At 70.3% G+C, this 16,668-nt stretch carries 14 protein-coding genes; all 14 read left to right on the top strand.

Translation table 11 applies throughout. The features are described 5' to 3' along the window. Window positions 1-3 precede the first annotated feature (3 nt). The 14 genes from AB8M46_RS04010 (at window position 4) to AB8M46_RS03945 (ending at window position 16,643) form a co-directional block, all read left to right on the top strand. Entirely contained in the window at window positions 4-1,206 is a 1,203-nt protein-coding gene (locus AB8M46_RS04010) for a beta-ketoacyl synthase (protein WP_037341345.1), read from the top strand. Then, complete coding sequence (locus AB8M46_RS04005; protein WP_378425204.1) at window positions 1,203-2,315, top strand: beta-ketoacyl synthase N-terminal-like domain-containing protein; 1,113 nt, start codon at window positions 1,203-1,205, stop codon at window positions 2,313-2,315. Before AB8M46_RS04010 ends, AB8M46_RS04005 begins: the two co-directional genes overlap by 4 nt. Then, window positions 2,293-3,408, top strand: a complete 1,116-nt coding sequence (locus AB8M46_RS04000) for a beta-ketoacyl synthase N-terminal-like domain-containing protein (RefSeq protein ID WP_394359567.1) — start codon at window positions 2,293-2,295, stop codon at window positions 3,406-3,408. The genes AB8M46_RS04005 and AB8M46_RS04000 overlap by 23 nt, the downstream gene beginning before the upstream one ends. Continuing rightward, window positions 3,405-4,238 carry a beta-ketoacyl synthase N-terminal-like domain-containing protein gene (locus tag AB8M46_RS03995; RefSeq protein WP_394359566.1) on the top strand — a complete coding sequence of 278 codons (834 nt, stop codon included), beginning with the start codon at window positions 3,405-3,407 and terminating at the stop codon, window positions 4,236-4,238. The genes AB8M46_RS04000 and AB8M46_RS03995 overlap by 4 nt, the downstream gene beginning before the upstream one ends. Then, a complete protein-coding gene (locus tag AB8M46_RS03990; protein WP_037341351.1) occupies window positions 4,235-5,032 on the top strand; it encodes an alpha/beta fold hydrolase in 798 nt (265 codons plus the stop codon). The genes AB8M46_RS03995 and AB8M46_RS03990 overlap by 4 nt, the downstream gene beginning before the upstream one ends. Beyond that, entirely contained in the window at window positions 5,029-5,949 is a 921-nt protein-coding gene (locus AB8M46_RS03985) for a thioesterase (protein ID WP_394359565.1), read from the top strand. The genes AB8M46_RS03990 and AB8M46_RS03985 overlap by 4 nt, the downstream gene beginning before the upstream one ends. After that, window positions 5,946-6,578 (top strand): 2-hydroxychromene-2-carboxylate isomerase, encoded by a 633-nt coding sequence (locus tag AB8M46_RS03980; protein WP_072030195.1) that lies wholly within the window; start codon window positions 5,946-5,948, stop codon window positions 6,576-6,578. The genes AB8M46_RS03985 and AB8M46_RS03980 overlap by 4 nt, the downstream gene beginning before the upstream one ends. Beyond that, window positions 6,575-6,697: a hypothetical protein gene (locus AB8M46_RS03975; protein WP_394359564.1), complete on the top strand. Its 123-nt coding sequence runs from the start codon at window positions 6,575-6,577 to the stop codon at window positions 6,695-6,697. Before AB8M46_RS03980 ends, AB8M46_RS03975 begins: the two co-directional genes overlap by 4 nt. Continuing rightward, a complete protein-coding gene (locus tag AB8M46_RS03970) occupies window positions 6,694-7,422 on the top strand; it encodes a class II aldolase/adducin family protein (RefSeq protein WP_037341357.1) in 729 nt (242 codons plus the stop codon). Before AB8M46_RS03975 ends, AB8M46_RS03970 begins: the two co-directional genes overlap by 4 nt. 10 nt (window positions 7,423-7,432) lie before the next feature. Then, window positions 7,433-10,303, top strand: a complete 2,871-nt coding sequence (locus tag AB8M46_RS03965; protein ID WP_394359563.1) for a cytochrome P450 — start codon at window positions 7,433-7,435, stop codon at window positions 10,301-10,303. 105 nt (window positions 10,304-10,408) lie between these two features. Continuing rightward, window positions 10,409-12,079 (top strand): (2,3-dihydroxybenzoyl)adenylate synthase, encoded by a 1,671-nt coding sequence (locus AB8M46_RS03960; protein ID WP_394359562.1) that lies wholly within the window; start codon window positions 10,409-10,411, stop codon window positions 12,077-12,079. Between the two features lie 212 nt (window positions 12,080-12,291). After that, window positions 12,292-13,614, top strand: coding sequence for an acyltransferase (locus AB8M46_RS03955; RefSeq protein WP_037341361.1), 1,323 nt, complete (start codon window positions 12,292-12,294; stop codon window positions 13,612-13,614). Window positions 13,615-13,689: 75 nt separating this feature from the next. Further along, the gene (locus tag AB8M46_RS03950) at window positions 13,690-15,426 is read left to right on the top strand and encodes a CoA transferase (RefSeq protein ID WP_394359561.1); all 1,737 of its coding nucleotides are present in this window, start codon (window positions 13,690-13,692) and stop codon (window positions 15,424-15,426) included. Further along, window positions 15,426-16,643 carry an aminotransferase class V-fold PLP-dependent enzyme gene (locus AB8M46_RS03945; RefSeq protein WP_394359560.1) on the top strand — a complete coding sequence of 406 codons (1,218 nt, stop codon included), beginning with the start codon at window positions 15,426-15,428 and terminating at the stop codon, window positions 16,641-16,643. The genes AB8M46_RS03950 and AB8M46_RS03945 overlap by 1 nt, the downstream gene beginning before the upstream one ends. Window positions 16,644-16,668 lie beyond the last annotated feature (25 nt).

Below are 16,668 nucleotides of genomic sequence, written 5' to 3'. Positions count from 1 at the left end.
ACCGTGGCCCGCGTTGTCGTTACCGGGGTCGGCCCGGTGTCGAGCATCGGGATCGGGATCGCCGCGTTCGCCGAGGCGCTCCGCACCGGCCGATCCGGGATCTCGCCCATCACCAGCTTCGACCCGGCCGGGTTCCCGCACCGGAACGCGGGTGAGGTCCAGACCTTCGATCCGGGTGCCCAGCTCCGCCGGGTCGACCCGGCGAGCTGGGGCCGGTCCAGCCAGTTCGCGGCGAGCGCCGCGCGGCTGGCGGTGGCCGACGCCCGGCTCGACCTGACGTCGGTGTCGCCGGGGCGTGCCCACGCGATCATGGGCACCACCAGCGGTGAGTCCGCGGTCGCGGAGGCGCTCACCGAACAGATCATCGACGGCGGATTCGCCGCGCAGGACCCCGCCCTGCTGACCCAGCTGCCCGCCAACCGGCTGGCGAACGCGGTCAGCGAGGAACTGGAGCTCTCCGGGGAGTCGCTGACCATCGCGACCGCCTGCTCGGCGAGCAACTACGCGATCGGCTACGCCTACGACCTGCTGGCCGGTGGCGAGGCCGACGTCGTCTTCGCCGGCGGCGCCGATTCGGTGTGCCGCTGGGCGCACGCCGGTTTCTACCGGCTCGGCGCGCTGGCGAAGGACGCCTGCACCCCGTTCGACAAGGACCGCGCCGGCATCCTGACTGGCGAGGGCGGTGCCGTGCTCGCACTGGAGACCTTGGAGCACGCCACGAAACGGGGCGCCACGATCTACGCGGAACTGCTCGGGTACGGCGTCAACTGCGACGCCATCCACCCGGTCACGCCGGACGCGCCGACGGTCGCGGAATGCATGCGCATCGCGCACCGCAATTCCGGGATCTCACCGTCCGATGTGGACTACATCTGCGCGCACGGTACCGGCACGCAGGTGAACGACCTGGTCGAGAGCAAGGCCGTGCTCGAGGTCTTCGGCGAGCGGCCGCCGCCGATCAGCTCCATCAAGTCGATGCTCGGCCACACCATGGGCGCGGCCTGCGGGTTCGGGGCGATCGCCTCGACCATCGCGATCGACCGCGGATTCCTGCCGCCCACGGTCAACTGGACCACCGAAGACCCGGAACTGGGCGTCGACCCGGTGCCGAACGCGGCCCGGCAGGCGAACGTTCGGGTGGTCCAGAACGACGGTTTCGCCTTCGGTGGCAACAACGCCATCGTGATGTTGGGAGCGCCAGAATGAGCGGTGTGGTGGTGACCGGCTGGAGCGCGCTGACCTCCGCAGGCGTCGGCGTGGACGCGCTGGCGAAGCGGCTCGAACTGGCCGAGGCCGGTCAAGTCCATAAGGGCCAGGAGATCGGCGATCTCTACGAAGAGCCGTTACCGGCGGCGAATGGGCACTTCCTGCCGAGTTTCAGCCCGCGGGAACATCTGGGACGCAAGGGAACCAGCACCTTCGACCGGGCCACCGGGCTCGCCGTGGTGTGCTGCCAGGAGGCGCTGCGCGAGGCCGGGGTCACCCTCGACGACGAGGTCCGGCCGCGGATCGGTGTGGTGCTCGGGACTTCGCTGGGCAGCTTCAAGTCCACCAGCGACTACACACGCGAGACCCTCGTGCAGGAGAAGCCGTACCTGGTCAACCCGATGCTGTTCCCGAACACGGTGATGAACTGCGCCGCCGGGCAGGTCGCCATCCGGTTCGGCCTGCGCGGGGTGAACACCACCATCGCGGGCGGCACGCTCGGTTTCCTGAACGCCCTGCGCTACGCCGGCAACGCCATCGACCGCGGCCATGTCGACGTCGTGGTCGCCGGCGCGGTGGAGGAGTTCACGCCGCACCGCGCGTGGTCGACACAGCTGACCGGGGCGACCGAGGTCGTCGCCGCCGGTGAGGCTGCCGGGATGTTCGTGCTCGCCAAGGAAGACACGCCGGAATGGGCGGGTACGCGGCAGCGCGCCGGTGTCCTCGCGGTCGCCACGGCGTACGGGCCGGGCGGTGGGGATGCCGCCGAGACCGCGCTCGCGGGATGTGTGCACCGGGTGCTGGCGAAGGCGGGCGCGGATCCGTCCGAAGTGTCCACTGTGTACACAGGCGAGGCCGACGACGATGACCGGCGTGAGTACGGCCCGATCGTCCGGGCACTAGGCCACCGTCCGGAGCGGGTCATGGTCAAACGGCTGTTCGGCGAATGCGACGCGGCTTCGGGTGCGGTGGCGCTCGGTGTCCTGCTCGCCGAAGAGCGCGATGCCCGGCCCGGCGGGCTTTGCCTGCTCACCGCGCGGGGCGCGGACGGCGCTGTCGGCGCCGCCATCGTGAGGAGGTACGCCGATGGCGGTCCTGATCGTGGGTAGCGCGGTGCGCACCTGCCTCGGTTCGGGAGCGGAGACGTTCGAGGGCCTGCTTCGCGGCGCCTGCGGCGTCTCACCGCTCCGGTACGGCGATCCGGAAAAGCTGAATGTCGCCTACGGCTACCACGCCGACCTGGCCGACGAGCCGTTCCGCGCGGGACGGCTTCTCGGCGAGTGCCTGGAGGAAGCCGTCGCACAGTCCGGTGTGGACACCGCCACCCAGCGGGTCGCCGTCCTCGTCGGCACGGGACTGCGTGAGCTGTCCGCGGTGGAACGGCTGGCGCTCACCGGGGAGACCGTGCCCGCCGATCGGCTGGACTTCGCCGACGTCGTGGCCGCGGCACTGCCCGGCGTCACGGACGTGACCACCGTCGTCAACGCGTGCAGCGCGGGCGGCCACGTGCTCGCGCTCGCGCAGGATCTGCTGGAACTGGGCGAATGCGACGCCGTCGTGGTCGCCGCCGCCGACGCGATGACGCGGTCGATGCTCGCCATGATCGGCCGGGTGGCCGAGGAACCGACCGAGCGGGTGCGCCCGTTCGACCGCGACCGCACCGGCGTGCTCCTCGGCGAGGGCGCGGCGGTGCTCGTCGTCGTGCCCGAGACCTGGGCGGGCCAGGCGCTCGGCAAGGTCACCGCGACCGGCCTCTCCTGCGACGCCTACCACGCCACGGCGCCGGACATCGAGGGCATCGCCCGCGCGATGTCCGACGCCTACACGCGGGCCGGTCGCATACCGTCCGATGTGGACGTGGTGGTGGCACACGCGACCGGCACGGCGCTCAACGACCCGGTCGAATGCGACGCGCTGCGCAAGGTCGTCCTCGGCGGCGGTGGGAACCCGTTCGTCACCGCGGTCAAGGGCGCCACGGGGCACACCTCCGGCAGCGCCGCGTTGGTCAATGTGGACGTCGCGCTGCGGATCTTCGCCTCCGGCGAGATACCCGCGGTCACCGGCCTTTCCGAGCCGCTCGACGAGGCGACCGGCCTGCGCCTGGTCATCGGCGAAGCGGTCGCCACCAGGCCGGAACTGGTACAGGTCAACGCGTTCGGCTTCGGCGGGGTCAACGCCGTCACACTGCTGGAGCGGGCATGACCGGCCGCGAGAGGGAGACCCGCCTGCTCCTCACGGGCTGGAGCCTGCACCTGCCGGGGATCGCGGAGTTCGACGGCGCGCCGCCGGAGAAGGCCGCCACCGTACTCGGACGGAAAGGCCTGCTGTACAAGGAACCCTCGACCCGTTTGGCGTTGTGCGCGGTCCATCGCGCCCTTGGCTGGGAGCCGGGGCAGCGGGCCACCGGACCGATCGAAACCGGCACCGCGGTGGTCGCGTGCAGCAACCTCGGCAACGTCGAGACGGTCGCGAAGGTCACGCGCGCGGTCGAGGCGGAAGGCGGCCGGGCGGTGAGCGTGCTCGACGCGCCCAACGTCTCGCCGAACGTCGTGGCCAGCACGGTCGCGCTGTGGTTCGGCTTCGGCGGGCCGAACCTGATGCTGTGTTCCGGCAGTACGGCCGGGTACGCCGGCCTGCGGATGGCGAGCCTGCTGCTGCGCTCCGGCCGGGCCACGCGGGTGGTGCTCGTCGGGGCCGAGCCCGACGACGAGATCGCCTCGATCCTGCACGACGGGCCGCTGCGCGCGGGGAGCGCGTGCGCGATCCTCGAGCCCTGGCGCGAAAACTCCGGGCACGTCGTGGTCGACGTCGCCCCAAGCGAGGCCGTGCGGCGCACGGTCGGCCCCGGTGGCTTCGACGTCAAGGAACGGTGGGGCGACTTCTACGGCGCGCACGGGGTCGTGGAGCTCGCGCTCGCCGCCCACCTCGCCGTCACGGAAGGCGAAGGCCGCGTGGGCATCGGCCCGCGGCGTCCGGACGGCGGGCCGTCGGTCACCGTCACCGAGCAGAGCGATGAGATGGGGTTCCGGTGAACGGTTCGGCGGTGAAGGCGCACACGATCGCGCCCGGCAGGCCCGGTGCGCCGCTGGTGCTGTTCGCGCACGGGATGGAAGGCCACTGGAAGAGCTGGACGCCACTGGCCGCGCATCTCGATCAGGGCTACCGGATCGTTTCGCTGGAGCTGCCGTGGAAGGCGGGCAACGACTTCCGCTGGCGCAACCGCTCCTTCGGCAAATGGCTCGGCGACGGACTGGACATGGTCGGCGCCACCCCGGACGTCCTCGTGGCGCATTCGTTCGGCGCCAACGCCGCGCTGGAGCTGATGTGCGCGCTCGACCCGCGCGTCGGTTCGTCGGTGGCGTTGTTCTGCCCCTTCTACCGCCTGCCCCGCTACGAGGTGACCTGGCGGATGTTCGAACGCTCACGCGAGACGTTCACCGCCCACGTCGGCGAGGGTGTCCGCGCCCGGCTCGGCAAACGAGCGGCCTCGCTGGACCCCGAGGTCGTCGACGGCATGGTCAAGATCGCGCTGAACCGGGCCGGCCCGCTCGGCTTCGCGGCGGTGTTCGACCGCTACGCCGCGAGCGCCGACCTCCAGCTCGGCAACGTCGAGATCCCGACGAAGGTGCTGGTCGGCGGCCTGGACCCGACGCTGCCCGCCGAATCCGCGCGCGCCCTCGCCGACGGTATGCCGGGCGCGACGCTGCACACGCTCGACCGCGGTGACCACTTCTTCCACGTCCGCTACGCCCGGTACGCCGCGGCCGAGGTGACCGGCCTCGTCGAAGACGTCCGGACCCTTCCGAAGGTAGGTGAACTCCGATGACCGCAGTCCTGCGGCCAAGCCGGACCGTCACGCACGGCCGCCCCGCGTTCGAGGGCGCCAACATCCGCACCTGGATCGGTTTCAAGCACTTCATGTACCTGGTCGAGCAGGGTGTCCTGCAGTGGCTGCGCGACCAGGGCACGAGCGCGCGCGACCTCTTCCTGGAGCACGGTCTCGGCGCGGAGATCGTGGACTGCTCGGTGCAACTGCCCGCGGTGCTGGAACTCGACGACGAGGTCGAGGTCGAGGTCACGCCCGGCCGCGGCGACAAGCTGAACGTGCAGCTCTCGGTGGTCCGCGGCGGCGAGAAGGTCACCGTGCTGCGCGGCAAGGTCACCGTCGCACTCGTCCGCGAGCGGGCCGCCGACACCCGGGCCGCCGCCCCGGAGGCCTTGGCACACCTGGAGGTCCCGGCGCTGGAGTCCACTGTGGAGCGGCTTGCGATTCCCGGCGGGGAGACCGCCGAATCAGTGCTGACCGCGTCGCCGGGCGCGTTCCTGTGGTCGTGGCGAGCCCCGTACTTCTACTGCCACTACTCCGACCGCGTCCAGCACTCCGGGTTCGTCCGGACGCTGGAGGAGGTCGTCGACCGGTACCTGGCCGACCGCGGCATCTCCGTCGGCCGCATGCTGTCCGAACGCGCCTGGATCCCGGTCGTCTCCCGCGCCCGCGTGCGGCTGCTGGAGGACGCGCGGATGGAGGAGACGGTGCACACCGTCTTCACCGTCACCGACATCCTGCGCGGCGTCATGTTCGACGGCCGCATGGACTGCTATGTCCAACGTGGACAGGAGCTCGTCCCGGTCGCCACCGCCCAGATCCTGCACGGCTACGCCATCGCGGCCGGGCCGGGCGCGGGCGGCATGGCCGAACTGGACGAGGGTGTCGTGCACGCGCTGATCGGGGACCGGACGTGAGCCGGCCCGCCAAGCTGTACTTCTCGCTGCGCAGCCCGTACAGCTGGCTCGCGATCAACAAGCTGCGCGACGAGGTACCCGGCGCCCTCGAACAGCTGGAGTGCTACCCGTACTGGGATCCGGACACGGTGACCGGCGCCGGTCTCGACGAGCGTGGCGGCGAGTTCCACTACGTGCAGATGAGCCGTGCGAAGCATCTGTACATGCTGATGGACACCAAACGGATCGCCGAGGCGCAGGGCCGCAAGATGGCCTGGCCGATCGACATCGAGCCGTGGTGGGAGCTGCCGCATCTGGCGTGGCTGCGGGCACGCCGCGAGGGTGTCGAGTGGCCGTTCTACGACGCGCTGAACGAGGCGCGCTGGGGCCGCGGCGACAACATCTGCGAGCCGGACATCGTGCGCGCGGCGGCCGAGCAGGCTGGGCTCGATCCGGAGCTGGCCGTCGGCGCGGTCGACGACCCGGAGATCCGCGCCGAGGGCGTCGACTGTCTCTACCAGGCCTATCTCGACGACATCTTCGGTATCCCCTACTTCAAATGGGGCCGCCACCGCTACTGGGGATTCGACCGGCTGGACGGTTTCCTCGGGGTCTGGCGGCCGACGGTGCGAGAGGAGCGTGCGGCGTGAGCGAGGACCAGGAGGCCACGGTCACGGAGCTGCTCACCGATCAGTGGTACGGCGTGCCCGCCGAACTGCTCGACGAGGGCGCCGCCTACGACTGGGACAGTCCGGGCGGCTGCGGATGAGGACCGTCGAAGAGGAACGGCTCTACCGCAAACAACGACTGGCGGCGACCATGCGGCTGTTCGCGGTACGCGGTTTCGACGAGGGCGCGGGCGGGCACGTGACCGCCCGCGACCCCGGCGACCCGGACCGGTTCTGGATCAATCCGTTCGGTGTCCACTTCGGACACGTGCGGGTCAGCGATCTGCTGCTGGTCGACAGCCGGGGCGAGATCGTCGAGGGCGACGGGCGGATCAACCCGGCCGGGTTCGTCATCCATTCGCACGTCCACGCCGCGCGGCCCGACGTCGTCGCGGTCGCGCACGCGCATTCCACCTACGGGCGCGCGTGGGCGGCGCTCGGCCGCAAACTCGACCCGATCACCCAGGACGCGTGCGCGTTCTACGAGGACCACGAGGTCTTCGACGAATTCGGCGGCGTGGTGCTGGATTCCGACGAGGGCAAACGGATCGCGGTCCGGCTCGGCACCGGCAAGGCGGTGATCCTGCGCAATCACGGGCTGCTCACGGTCGGCGGCACGGTGCAGGAGGCCGCCTGGTGGTTCACCACCATGGACAGCTCGTGTCACGTGCAGTTGCTCGCGGAGGCGGCCGGGAATCCGGTGAAGATCGAGCCCGAGGTCGCGCGGCACACCGCGTCGACCATCGGGACGCCGGGGATGGGGCGGCTCAATTTCCGGCCGTTGTACGCCGATCTCGTGCGGCGCCAACCGGATTTGCTCGACTGAGGGGAAGGTCATGCCGGCTCTACTGAACGACTACATCGCCGAGGGCGGTGCCGGGACCGCGATCGTCGACGAGGCGGGCGCGGTCGGCTGGCGCCTGCTGGGGGAGCGGGTGAACCGCTGGATCGCCCTGCTGCGGGACCGCGGGCTCGGCGAGGGAGACCGGCTGGCCTGTGTACTCGGCAACCGCCGGGAGACCTTCGAGGTCCTCTTGGCGTGCCTGCATTCCGGGATCACCGTGGTGCCGATCAACTGGCACCTCACCGATCCCGAGATCGCCTACATCGTCTCGGATTCCGGCAGCAAGGCCCTGGTCGTCGAGCCGTCGTACGCCGAAACGTCGGGCCGCGCGGTGGCCCGGTTCACCGGGGAATGCACGACGCTGCTGGTCACCGGCTCCGCGGCCGAGTCCGGGTTCGAAGCGGTGGAACCGTTGCTGGCCCTGATGTCCGCGGCCGAGCCGGAAGGACAGACCTGCGGCGCCACGATGTTGTACACGTCGGGGACCACCGGGGCGCCGAAAGGCGTGGTGAACGGACTGTTCGTGGTCGGCGCGCCGTTCTCCAGGGTGGCGAAGCTGACGCGGTACGCGCACGTCGTCCTCGACGTCCCGTCGCGCGAACGGTGCCTGCTCGACGGGCCCTGGTACCACTCGTCCCAGTTGTTCTTCTCGCTGCTCGGGCTCCTGCTGGGCTCGACACTGGTGATCCGCCGGTCCTTCGATCCCGAGTCCACTTTGGACATCATCGACCGGGAGCGGATCACCGCCGCGCATCTGGTGCCGACCCAGTTCATCCGCCTGCTGCGGCTGCCGGACGAGGTCCGCGCGCGGTTCTCGGGGGAGAGCCTCGGTCGCGTGTGGCACGGCGGCGGACCGTGCTCGCCGGACGTCAAACGCCGGATGATCGACTGGTGGGGCCCCGTCCTGACGGAGTACTACGGCGCCACCGAGGGCGGCGCCGTCACGCTCACCGGCTCTCGCGACTGGCTCGCGCATCCCGGCAGCGTCGGCAAAGCCGTACCCCCGAACGAGATCGTGATCTTCGGCGAGGACGGCACTCCCCAACCGCCAGGCGCCACCGGGCAGGTGTTCGTTCGCCGGGTCAAAGGGCAGAGCTTCTCGTATCACAACGCCCCGGAGAAGACGCGGTCCGCGCATCTGGAGCCGGGCACCTTCACCTTCGGCGACGTCGGCCATCTCGACGAGGACGGTTTCCTCTATCTCACCGGGCGCGCGCAGGACATGATCGTCTCCGGCGGGGTGAACGTCTATCCGGCCGAGATCGAAGCCGTGCTGATCAACCATCCCGCGGTCCAGGACGTCGCGGTCATCGGCGTCCCCGACGACGAGTTCGGCGAGCGTGTCGCAGCCGTCGTCGAGGTCACCGCCGACGCGCCCGAAGACCTGTTCGCCGTGCTGGACCCGTTCTGCCGCAAGTCTTTGGCGGGGTTCAAGACACCGAGGTCGTACCACGTCATCCCGCGGCTGCCCCGTGAAGCGACCGGCAAACTTCGCAAGGACGTGCTGCGCAAGAGTTTCGCGGCGATCGGGATCGAGCGGCCCGACATCGCGCATCCCGCGACGTTCGCCGAAGGCGTGCCGCACGCGGAGTTCGCCCGCCGCCGGGAGACCGAACCGGTGGCGTGGACCCCGGAACCGTTGCTGACCAGGCATTCCAGTGCCGGCAGCACCACTCAGCGCGGCTCCGGGTATTGGGCGGTGACCCGGTACGACGACGTCTACTCGGTGTCGCGGCGCCCGGAGGAGTTCTCTTCCGCGGCCAAGGGCGCCTTCCTGCCCGACCCACGCACCCCTGGCGATCTCAAGCAGACCCGACAGCTGCTGGTCAGCATGGACGGCCCCGAGCACGTCCGGATCCGCCGTCTGGTCGCGACGGTGTTCACCCCCAAATCCGTCCGCGGGCTGAGCGACAGCATCGCCGGGCACGCCCGGCGGCTGGTGGAGAAGGTCACTGACGGCCAGGAGTTCGACGCCGTCGCCGACTTCGCCGCCGAGCTGCCGCTCCTGGTCCTCTGCGACCTGCTCGGGTTCCCGCCGGAGGACCGGCACCTGCTCTACCGCTGGAGCAACGCGCTGGTCGGCTTCGACGACCCGGAGTTCGGTGGCGGCGACGTCGAGGCCTACCGCCGGACGTTCGCGGAGGCGTTCGCCTACGCGATGAAGCTCGGCCTGAACCGGCGCGAAACCCCGGCCGACGACCTGATCAGCCGCCTGGTCAACGCCGAAGTCGACGGCAAACGCCTGTCGGACCGGGAGTTCTGCAGCTTCTGGCTGCTGCTGGTGGTCGCGGGCAACGAGACCACCCGGCACCTGATCTCCGGTTCGCTGGAGGCACTGGTGAACAACCCGGCCGAGCGCGACCGGCTGGTGTCCGGTGAGGTGCCGGTGGCCACCGCGGTCGACGAGCTGATCCGCTGGGTCACGCCGATCATGCAGTTCCGCCGCACCGCCGTGCGGGACACCGAGATCGCCGGGCAGCCGGTCGCCGAGGGCGACAAGGTCGTCGTCTACTACACCTCGGCCAACCGCGACCCGGCCGTGTTCACCGACCCGGACCGCCTCGACCTCGGCCGCGACCCCAATCCGCACCTGTCCTTCGGTATCGGCCCGCATTTCTGCCTAGGCGCGCATCTGGCCCGGCTGGAGATGTCGACGCTGCTGACCGAACTGCTGCCACACCTGTCCAGCTTGCGCCTGACCGGGCCGGTGACCCGGCTCGAGTCGAACTTCGTCAACGGCGCCAAGTCCATGCCCGCCCGCTTCGTGTCCGTGGGTGAACCCGCGTCCGCGATCGACGTCGGCAGGGCGCGACCTGGTCTTTCAGGTCGCGCAGGTGGTGAAGGCGCCCTGCCACCGCGATAGCGGGGCCTTCGGCCGGGCGGGTTCACGTACATGGTCACTTTCCGGACAGAACCTCAGCTCCGCCAACGAGTTCTTCGGATGAGTCCACGAGAAAGGGAGGCCGTCGTGCCCTCGAAACCTGTCCAGCCGAGCCGCGCGGGAACGGTGCCCTGGCCCGCCGACCTCGTCGAGCGTTACGTCGCCGAAGGCCACTGGAAGGGCCAGGCGCTCGCGTCGCGTTTCGTGGCCGCCGCCGACGCGACCCCGGACGTCGAGGCACTGACCGACGGCGACTTCCGGCTGACCTACGCCGAACTCCTGTCCCGTGTGGACGGTGCCGCGCAGCGGCTGCGGGCGCTGGGACTCCGGCCCGACGACCGGCTCCTGGTCCAGCTGCCCAACGGCTGGGAGTTCGTCGTGCTGACGCTGGCGTGCTTCCGGCTCGGCGTGATCCCGGTGATGGCGCTGATCCAGCACCGCAGGCACGAACTGTCCTACCTTGCCGAGCTGTCCGAGGCGCGCGCGATCGCCGTGCCGGACCGGGTGAAGGACTTCGACCACCAGGAGCTGGCGGCCGGGATCGCCGCCGGTGCCGAGACCATCGAGCACGTCATCGTCGCCGGTGACGTCCGCGACGGGCACGTGGACCTGCGTGCGCTGTGCGCCCCGGCTTCGGATCCGGCCGCCGCGCGCGCCGAACTGGACGCGCTGACGCCCGACCCGCGATCGGTCGCGCTGCTGATCCTTTCCGGTGGCACCACGGGTCTGCCGAAGCTCATCGCACGCACTCACGACGACTACGCCTGCTATGTCGACGGATCCGCCGACGCGTTCGGCTTCGACGCGTCGTCGGTGTATCTCGCCGTACTGCCGTTCGGGCACAACTACCCGCTGAGCGCGATCCTCGGCGTGCTGTGGGCGGGCGGCCGGGTGGTCGTCTCGCCGTCGCCGTCCCCTCGGGACTCGCTGGGCGCGATCGAAGCCGAACGCGCGACGGTGACGTCGGTGGTGCCGGCGATCGTGGTGCGCTGGCTCGAATACCGCGAAGCCGACAAGCACCACGACCTGTCCTCGTTCAAGGTGCTGACGCTGGGCGCCGCGCGGCTGCAGGATCAGCTGGTCCGCCAGATCAGCTCGGTGTTCGGTTGCACCCTGCAGCAGGGGTACGGGATGGCGGAGGGGCTCACCAACCTCACCCGGCTGGACGACCCGTTCGACATCACCTGCGACACCCAGGGGCGTCCGATCAACCCCGCCGACGAGCTGCGCGTCGTCGACCCCGACGGGAACTCGGTCCCGCCGGACGAGCAGGGCGAGCTGATCACCCGCGGCCCGTACACGATCCGCGGCTACTACCGCGCGCCCGAACACAACGAGCGCGCCTTCACCCCGGACGGCTGGTACCGCACGGGTGACGTCGTGCGGCTGCGCCCGGACGGCTACGTCGTCGTCGAAGGGCGTACCAAGGACGTGATCAACCGAGGCGGCGAGAAGATCGCGGCCGAGGAGGTCGAATCCTTCGCCTATCAGCTGGATTCGGTGGAGATGGCGGCCTCGGTCGCGATGCCGGACCCGGTGCTCGGAGAGCGCGGCTGCCTCTACGTCGTGCCGACGCCCGGCACCTCCGTCGCGCTGCAGGACGTCATCGACGTCATGGAGACGGCGGGGGTCGCCCGGTTCAAACTCCCCGAACGGCTGGTGATCGTCGACGCGATGCCGCGCACCCCGATCGGCAAGATCGACAAGAAGGTGCTGCGGGCCGACATCGCGCGACGGCTCGAAGAAGAAGCCGCCTGACACCTGCTCGTGAGTGGTAAGGACGGTTCTAACCCTCCTTGCCACTCACGAGCTTTTTTCACGCCGCGCATTCTCGCAGAATGGAATAAGACGAGCCCGTCCCCACAATGCGAACCTTGCAGTGCAGCCGGTTTCCGGCCCGGGTTCCGCCGCGTGACGTGGAAATGCTCGAACGCGGTTCACCCCCATCGCTTTGGGAGAAAGGACGCACAATGAGCGTTACCGCAACGCGGCAAGGCGGGCCGCCCGCAGCCGCGGAAAAGCCGGCCAAACAACGCTATCTGGCCGTCGACGGCCTGCGCGGAGTCTGCGCGCTGGCCCTGCTCTTCACACATGTCGCGATGATCGCGGGGGTGCTGGGCACCAAGGAACTCGGCGGCACGATCGCGTCGACCAGCGCCGTCGGCGGGTTCTTCACCGGTGGCCTGCAGATCTTCGCGGGCGTCTTCTTCGTGCTCACGGGCATGTTCGTCTACCAGGGGTTCGCGAAGTCGGTCATCAACGGAACCCCGCGCAAACGCGAAGGCACCGTCATCCGCCGTGTGCTGCGCCTGCTCCCCGCGTACTACGTGATGTACTTCGTGGTCCTCATCGCGCTGAACCTCCAGCAGATCGACAGTGTGTGGGACGTCTTCCGGCCGTTGGCGTTGCTGCACATCTACGACTGGGACGGCTGGAGCAACGGCATGGAGATCACCTGGACCGTGCCGGACATGGCGCAGTTCTACCTCCTGCTGCCGCTGCTGGCCTGGGCGACTTTCAAGTTCGCCTCCCGCGGCAAGACCGCGCGGGCGCGGGCGTACCGGATGATGCTCCCCGTGCCGCTGCTGTTCGCCGCCGGTGTCGCCTGGCTGCTGTACTCGCAGATGAACGGCCTCGGTACCCGTGCGCTGTTCTGGTACCCGATGGGCCTGATGCCGGAGGTCGCGATCGGCATGGTCATCGCGATCTGGCTGGAGTTGCAGAAGGCCTCGCCGAACGAGGCGCCCAAGCTGCTCACCTTCGCCGGCCGCCACCGCGTCCTGTTCCTGGGCATCGCGCTGACCTGCCTGCTGATCAACTGTGCCCGTCCCGGCAGCGAGATCGGCATGGACGACTACTACAGTCTCACCGCGCTAGGGATCTTCTACGGCCTGTTGGCCATTCTCTCGGCGAGCTTGTTGCTTTCGATGGTCGCGCCCGGACCCGAGTCGCGCCTGATCCGCGCCGTGTTCACCAACCGGGTGATCCTGTTCATCGGCAAGATCTCCTACGGCGTCTACCTGTGGCAGTTCGCGGTGATGCATTTCTACCTGCAGAAGCCGAACGCGTACTTCAACGGCGAGCCGATGCCGCTGATGCTGATCCGCGCCGGTACCGGCTTCTGGGAACTGCAGCTGGTCACCCTGGTCGGCACGATCATCCTGTCGACGATCTCGTACTACGTGCTGGAACGTCCGTTGATGAACTGGGGTGAGCGGGTGATCAAGCGCCGTGCCGCCCGCAAGGCCGCGGCCGCGCTGCCGCGGCCGCGTGAGGAATCGGTTCCGGTCTAGTCCCTTGCTCCTCGATCCGCCGGCCTGGTGTCCGCCACAAGCGGACGCCAGGCCGTTCCAGCATGGAGGTTCGCCGTGTCGTTTTCCGCGCCCTTGAAGGGTTTCCAAGCCCGGCTCCCCGGATCCGGCCCGGTCGTCGAGACGGTTCTCGACCGGCTGCGGATGCTGGAAGCCGACGTCGGTGGCGGGCCGCCGGGTCCGTTCGGCCTGAGCGGGCCGGGTATCTCGGTCGAGGCCGGCCTGCGCGGGCCGTTCTCGGAGAATCTCGTGCAGGCGGGCTGCGGGATCATGGCGGTGCACGGACGGTCGGAGGCGCGGCCGCGGCCGCTGGGTGTCGACTACGTTTCGATCCTCACCGGGATCGCCACCGTCCAGGGCATGCTGGCCGCGACTTTGGCCCAACTGCGCGGAAACCCCGTGTCCCGCATCGAGCTCGACGCGGACGGCGTCGCGTTGCTCGCCGCCGGGCAGTACATCGCCGCGGCCACCGCGGACGAGGACCCCGAAGGCTACGAGGACCTGCCGTCGACGGCGCGGCCACCGTTCGTCTCCGCCGACGGGATCGCGTTCGAGGTCGAGTCCTTCAGCGGCGAGGCCTGGCAAGCATTCTGGGCCTCTTTGGGGACACCGCAGCGGGCGGTCGCCCGTGGCTGGCGGCCGTTCCTCCTCCGTTACGAGCGCGCGTCGGCGGTGCTCCCGCGTGAGCTGCACGAGGCGGCCGAGTCCACCTCGTTCGAGGAGATCCGCGCGATCGCGGCCGCGACCGGAATGCACGTCTGTCCTGTTCGGACGGTCGCCGAGCGACGCGCGGATCCGGATGCGGGCTTGCCCCCGTGGACACTCCGCGCCGGGCGGGCGGCGCCGCCGGGATCCGCCGCCGACGCCGGTCTGCCGCTCGCCGGCGTCCACGTCGTCGAATCGACCCGCCGGGTGCAGGGCCCGCTGGCGACCCGGCTGCTGTCGATGCTCGGCGCGACCGTCACCCGGATCGAACCGCCGGGCGGCGATCCGTTGCGGGGGATGCCGCCGATGGCGGGGGACTGCTCGGCGAAGTTCCGTGTGCTCAACGACGGCAAGCGGATCGCCGAGATCGACTTCAAAGCGGCCGCGGGCCGCGACGAGGTCATGGATCTGATCCGCGACGCCGACGTGTTCCTGCACAACTGGGCACCGGGCAAGGACGTCGAACTCGGCCTGGACGCGACCGCCATGCACGCGGTGAACCCCGGACTGGTCTACGCGGCCGCCTGCGGCTGGGGCGACGCGCTGGGGAAACGGCCGCCCGCCGGTACGGATTACATGGTCCAGGCCTACTCCGGGGTGGCCGACGCGCTGACGCCCGCCGGCGAACCGCCGCGCCCGACTTTGATGATCATGGTGGACATCGCGGGCGGATTCGTTTCGGCGGAGGGGATCCTGGCCGCGCTGGTGGCCCGTCAGCGCACCGGCCGGGGCGGCTCGGTCACGACGTCACTGCTCGCCGCGGCCGACGCCCTCCTGCGTGAGCTGTCACCCGCCGCCGTCGATGGCGTCTTCGCCGCGGCCGACGGGCTGCTGGCGATCGTGACCGAAGACGTCGAGGCGCTGTGCGCGAAGCTGGACATTCCCGTGCCCCCGAGGGAAGAACTGCCGGACGCGATCACCAAGGCGCTGGGCACCCGGCCGGTGGCGGACTGGGAAAGCGGGCTGGGCTCGATCGCGGTGCCCGTCCGGCGCGATCTGGGCGGCCTCGTCTCGCGCCATCCCGGGCGGTTCGAACGGAACGGCTGCGCGATCGCCCTTTCGCCGTGGAACTTCGAAGGAGCTTCGTGATGAGTGGGAACACGCTGGGAGTGCTGGGCTCCGACGTCAAAGTGGGGCTGGCCGACGGCACGAAGATCGCCTACGCCAACCTGGACTACGCGGCCAGCGCGCCCTGCCTGCGCGAAGTGGCCGACGTCGTGGGAGAACTGCTCCCGCTCTACGCCAGCGTGCACCGGGGCGCGGGCGCGCTTTCGCGGCTGTGCACGGAAAAGTACGAACTCGCCCGCGTTTCCGTCGCCGCGTTCCTCGGCTGCCGCGCCGACGACGTGGTCGTGTTCACCCGCAACACCACCGACGCGCTGAACCTCCTGGCCCACGCCGTGCCGTCGGACACCCTGGTCGTCACGTTCGAAGGCGAACACCACGCGAACCTCTTGCCGTGGAACGACGTCGTCCGGCTCCCGGCGCCTTCGTCCCCGGCGGGAGCGGTTTCCGCCGTCGAGGCGGCGCTCACCGCGCGGGCCGCCGGACGCCCGGTCCTGCTGGCCGTCACCGGCGCGTCCAACGTGACCGGCGAGGTCTGGCCGCTCGCCGAACTGGCCGCCACCGCCCACCGTTTCGGTGCCCGCATCGCGGTCGACGCCGCCCAGCTCGCGCCGCACCGGCGGATCGACGTCGCCGCGCTCGGCCTCGACTACGTGGCTTTCTCCGGCCACAAGCTGTACGCCCCGTTCGGCGTCGGCGTACTCGCGGGCCGGGCCGACTGGCTGGACCGCGCGCGGCCGTACCTCGCGGGTGGCGGGGCCACCGCCCACGTCGGCGACGGACCCGGCGACGTCGACTGGGCGGCAGGCGCCGCACGACACGAGGCGGGCTCCCCGAACGTCATCGGCGCCGTGGCGCTGGCGACGGCGTGCGATGCGCTCGCGGCGGCGGACCTGGACACACTCCGAGCCGAAGAGGACGCGCTGACGACCCGGCTGCACGACGGCCTGGCGAAGATCCCCGCGGTCCGGATCCTGGGCGGCGGCTGGCCGGACAGGCTGGGCATCGTGTCGTTCACCGTCGACGGCGTCGAGACGCGCGCCGTGTCCACCCGGCTGGCCGAGGAGTTCGGCATCGGTGTGCGCGACGGCCTGTTCTGCGCCCACCCGTTCACCCGGCGGCTGCTGGACCAGGCGGGCGCGACCGCGCGGACGGCGGTGCGCGCGAGCATCGGTATCGGCACGACTCCCGAGCACATCGACCGCCTGATCGCCGGTGTCCGGGTCATCGCCGGATCCTGAGCGCCGGACTCGATAGGGTACGCGT

Origin of the sequence: Amycolatopsis sp. SB7-3 (genome assembly GCF_041021335.1) — a bacterium.
In the GTDB taxonomy this organism is placed as follows: Bacteria; Actinomycetota; Actinomycetes; order Mycobacteriales; family Pseudonocardiaceae; genus Amycolatopsis; species Amycolatopsis japonica.
Note: the sequence above shows the minus strand (reverse complement) of the source record. Positions and strands in the feature narration are given on the sequence as shown.

Excerpts from the sequence above, each read along its gene's own strand:
- AB8M46_RS04005 (WP_378425204.1), top strand. The coding sequence starts at position 1,203 with ATGAGCGGTGTGGTGGTGACCGGCTGGAGCGCGCTGACCTCCGCAGGC.
- AB8M46_RS04000 (WP_394359567.1), top strand. The coding sequence starts at position 2,293 with ATGGCGGTCCTGATCGTGGGTAGCGCGGTGCGCACCTGCCTCGGTTCG.
- AB8M46_RS03955 (WP_037341361.1), top strand. The coding sequence starts at position 12,292 with ATGAGCGTTACCGCAACGCGGCAAGGCGGGCCGCCCGCAGCCGCGGAA.
- AB8M46_RS03985 (WP_394359565.1), top strand. The coding sequence starts at position 5,029 with ATGACCGCAGTCCTGCGGCCAAGCCGGACCGTCACGCACGGCCGCCCC.
- AB8M46_RS03965 (WP_394359563.1), top strand. The coding sequence starts at position 7,433 with ATGCCGGCTCTACTGAACGACTACATCGCCGAGGGCGGTGCCGGGACC.
- AB8M46_RS03970 (WP_037341357.1), top strand. The coding sequence starts at position 6,694 with ATGAGGACCGTCGAAGAGGAACGGCTCTACCGCAAACAACGACTGGCG.
- AB8M46_RS03995 (WP_394359566.1), top strand. The coding sequence starts at position 3,405 with ATGACCGGCCGCGAGAGGGAGACCCGCCTGCTCCTCACGGGCTGGAGC.
- AB8M46_RS03945 (WP_394359560.1), top strand. The coding sequence starts at position 15,426 with ATGAGTGGGAACACGCTGGGAGTGCTGGGCTCCGACGTCAAAGTGGGG.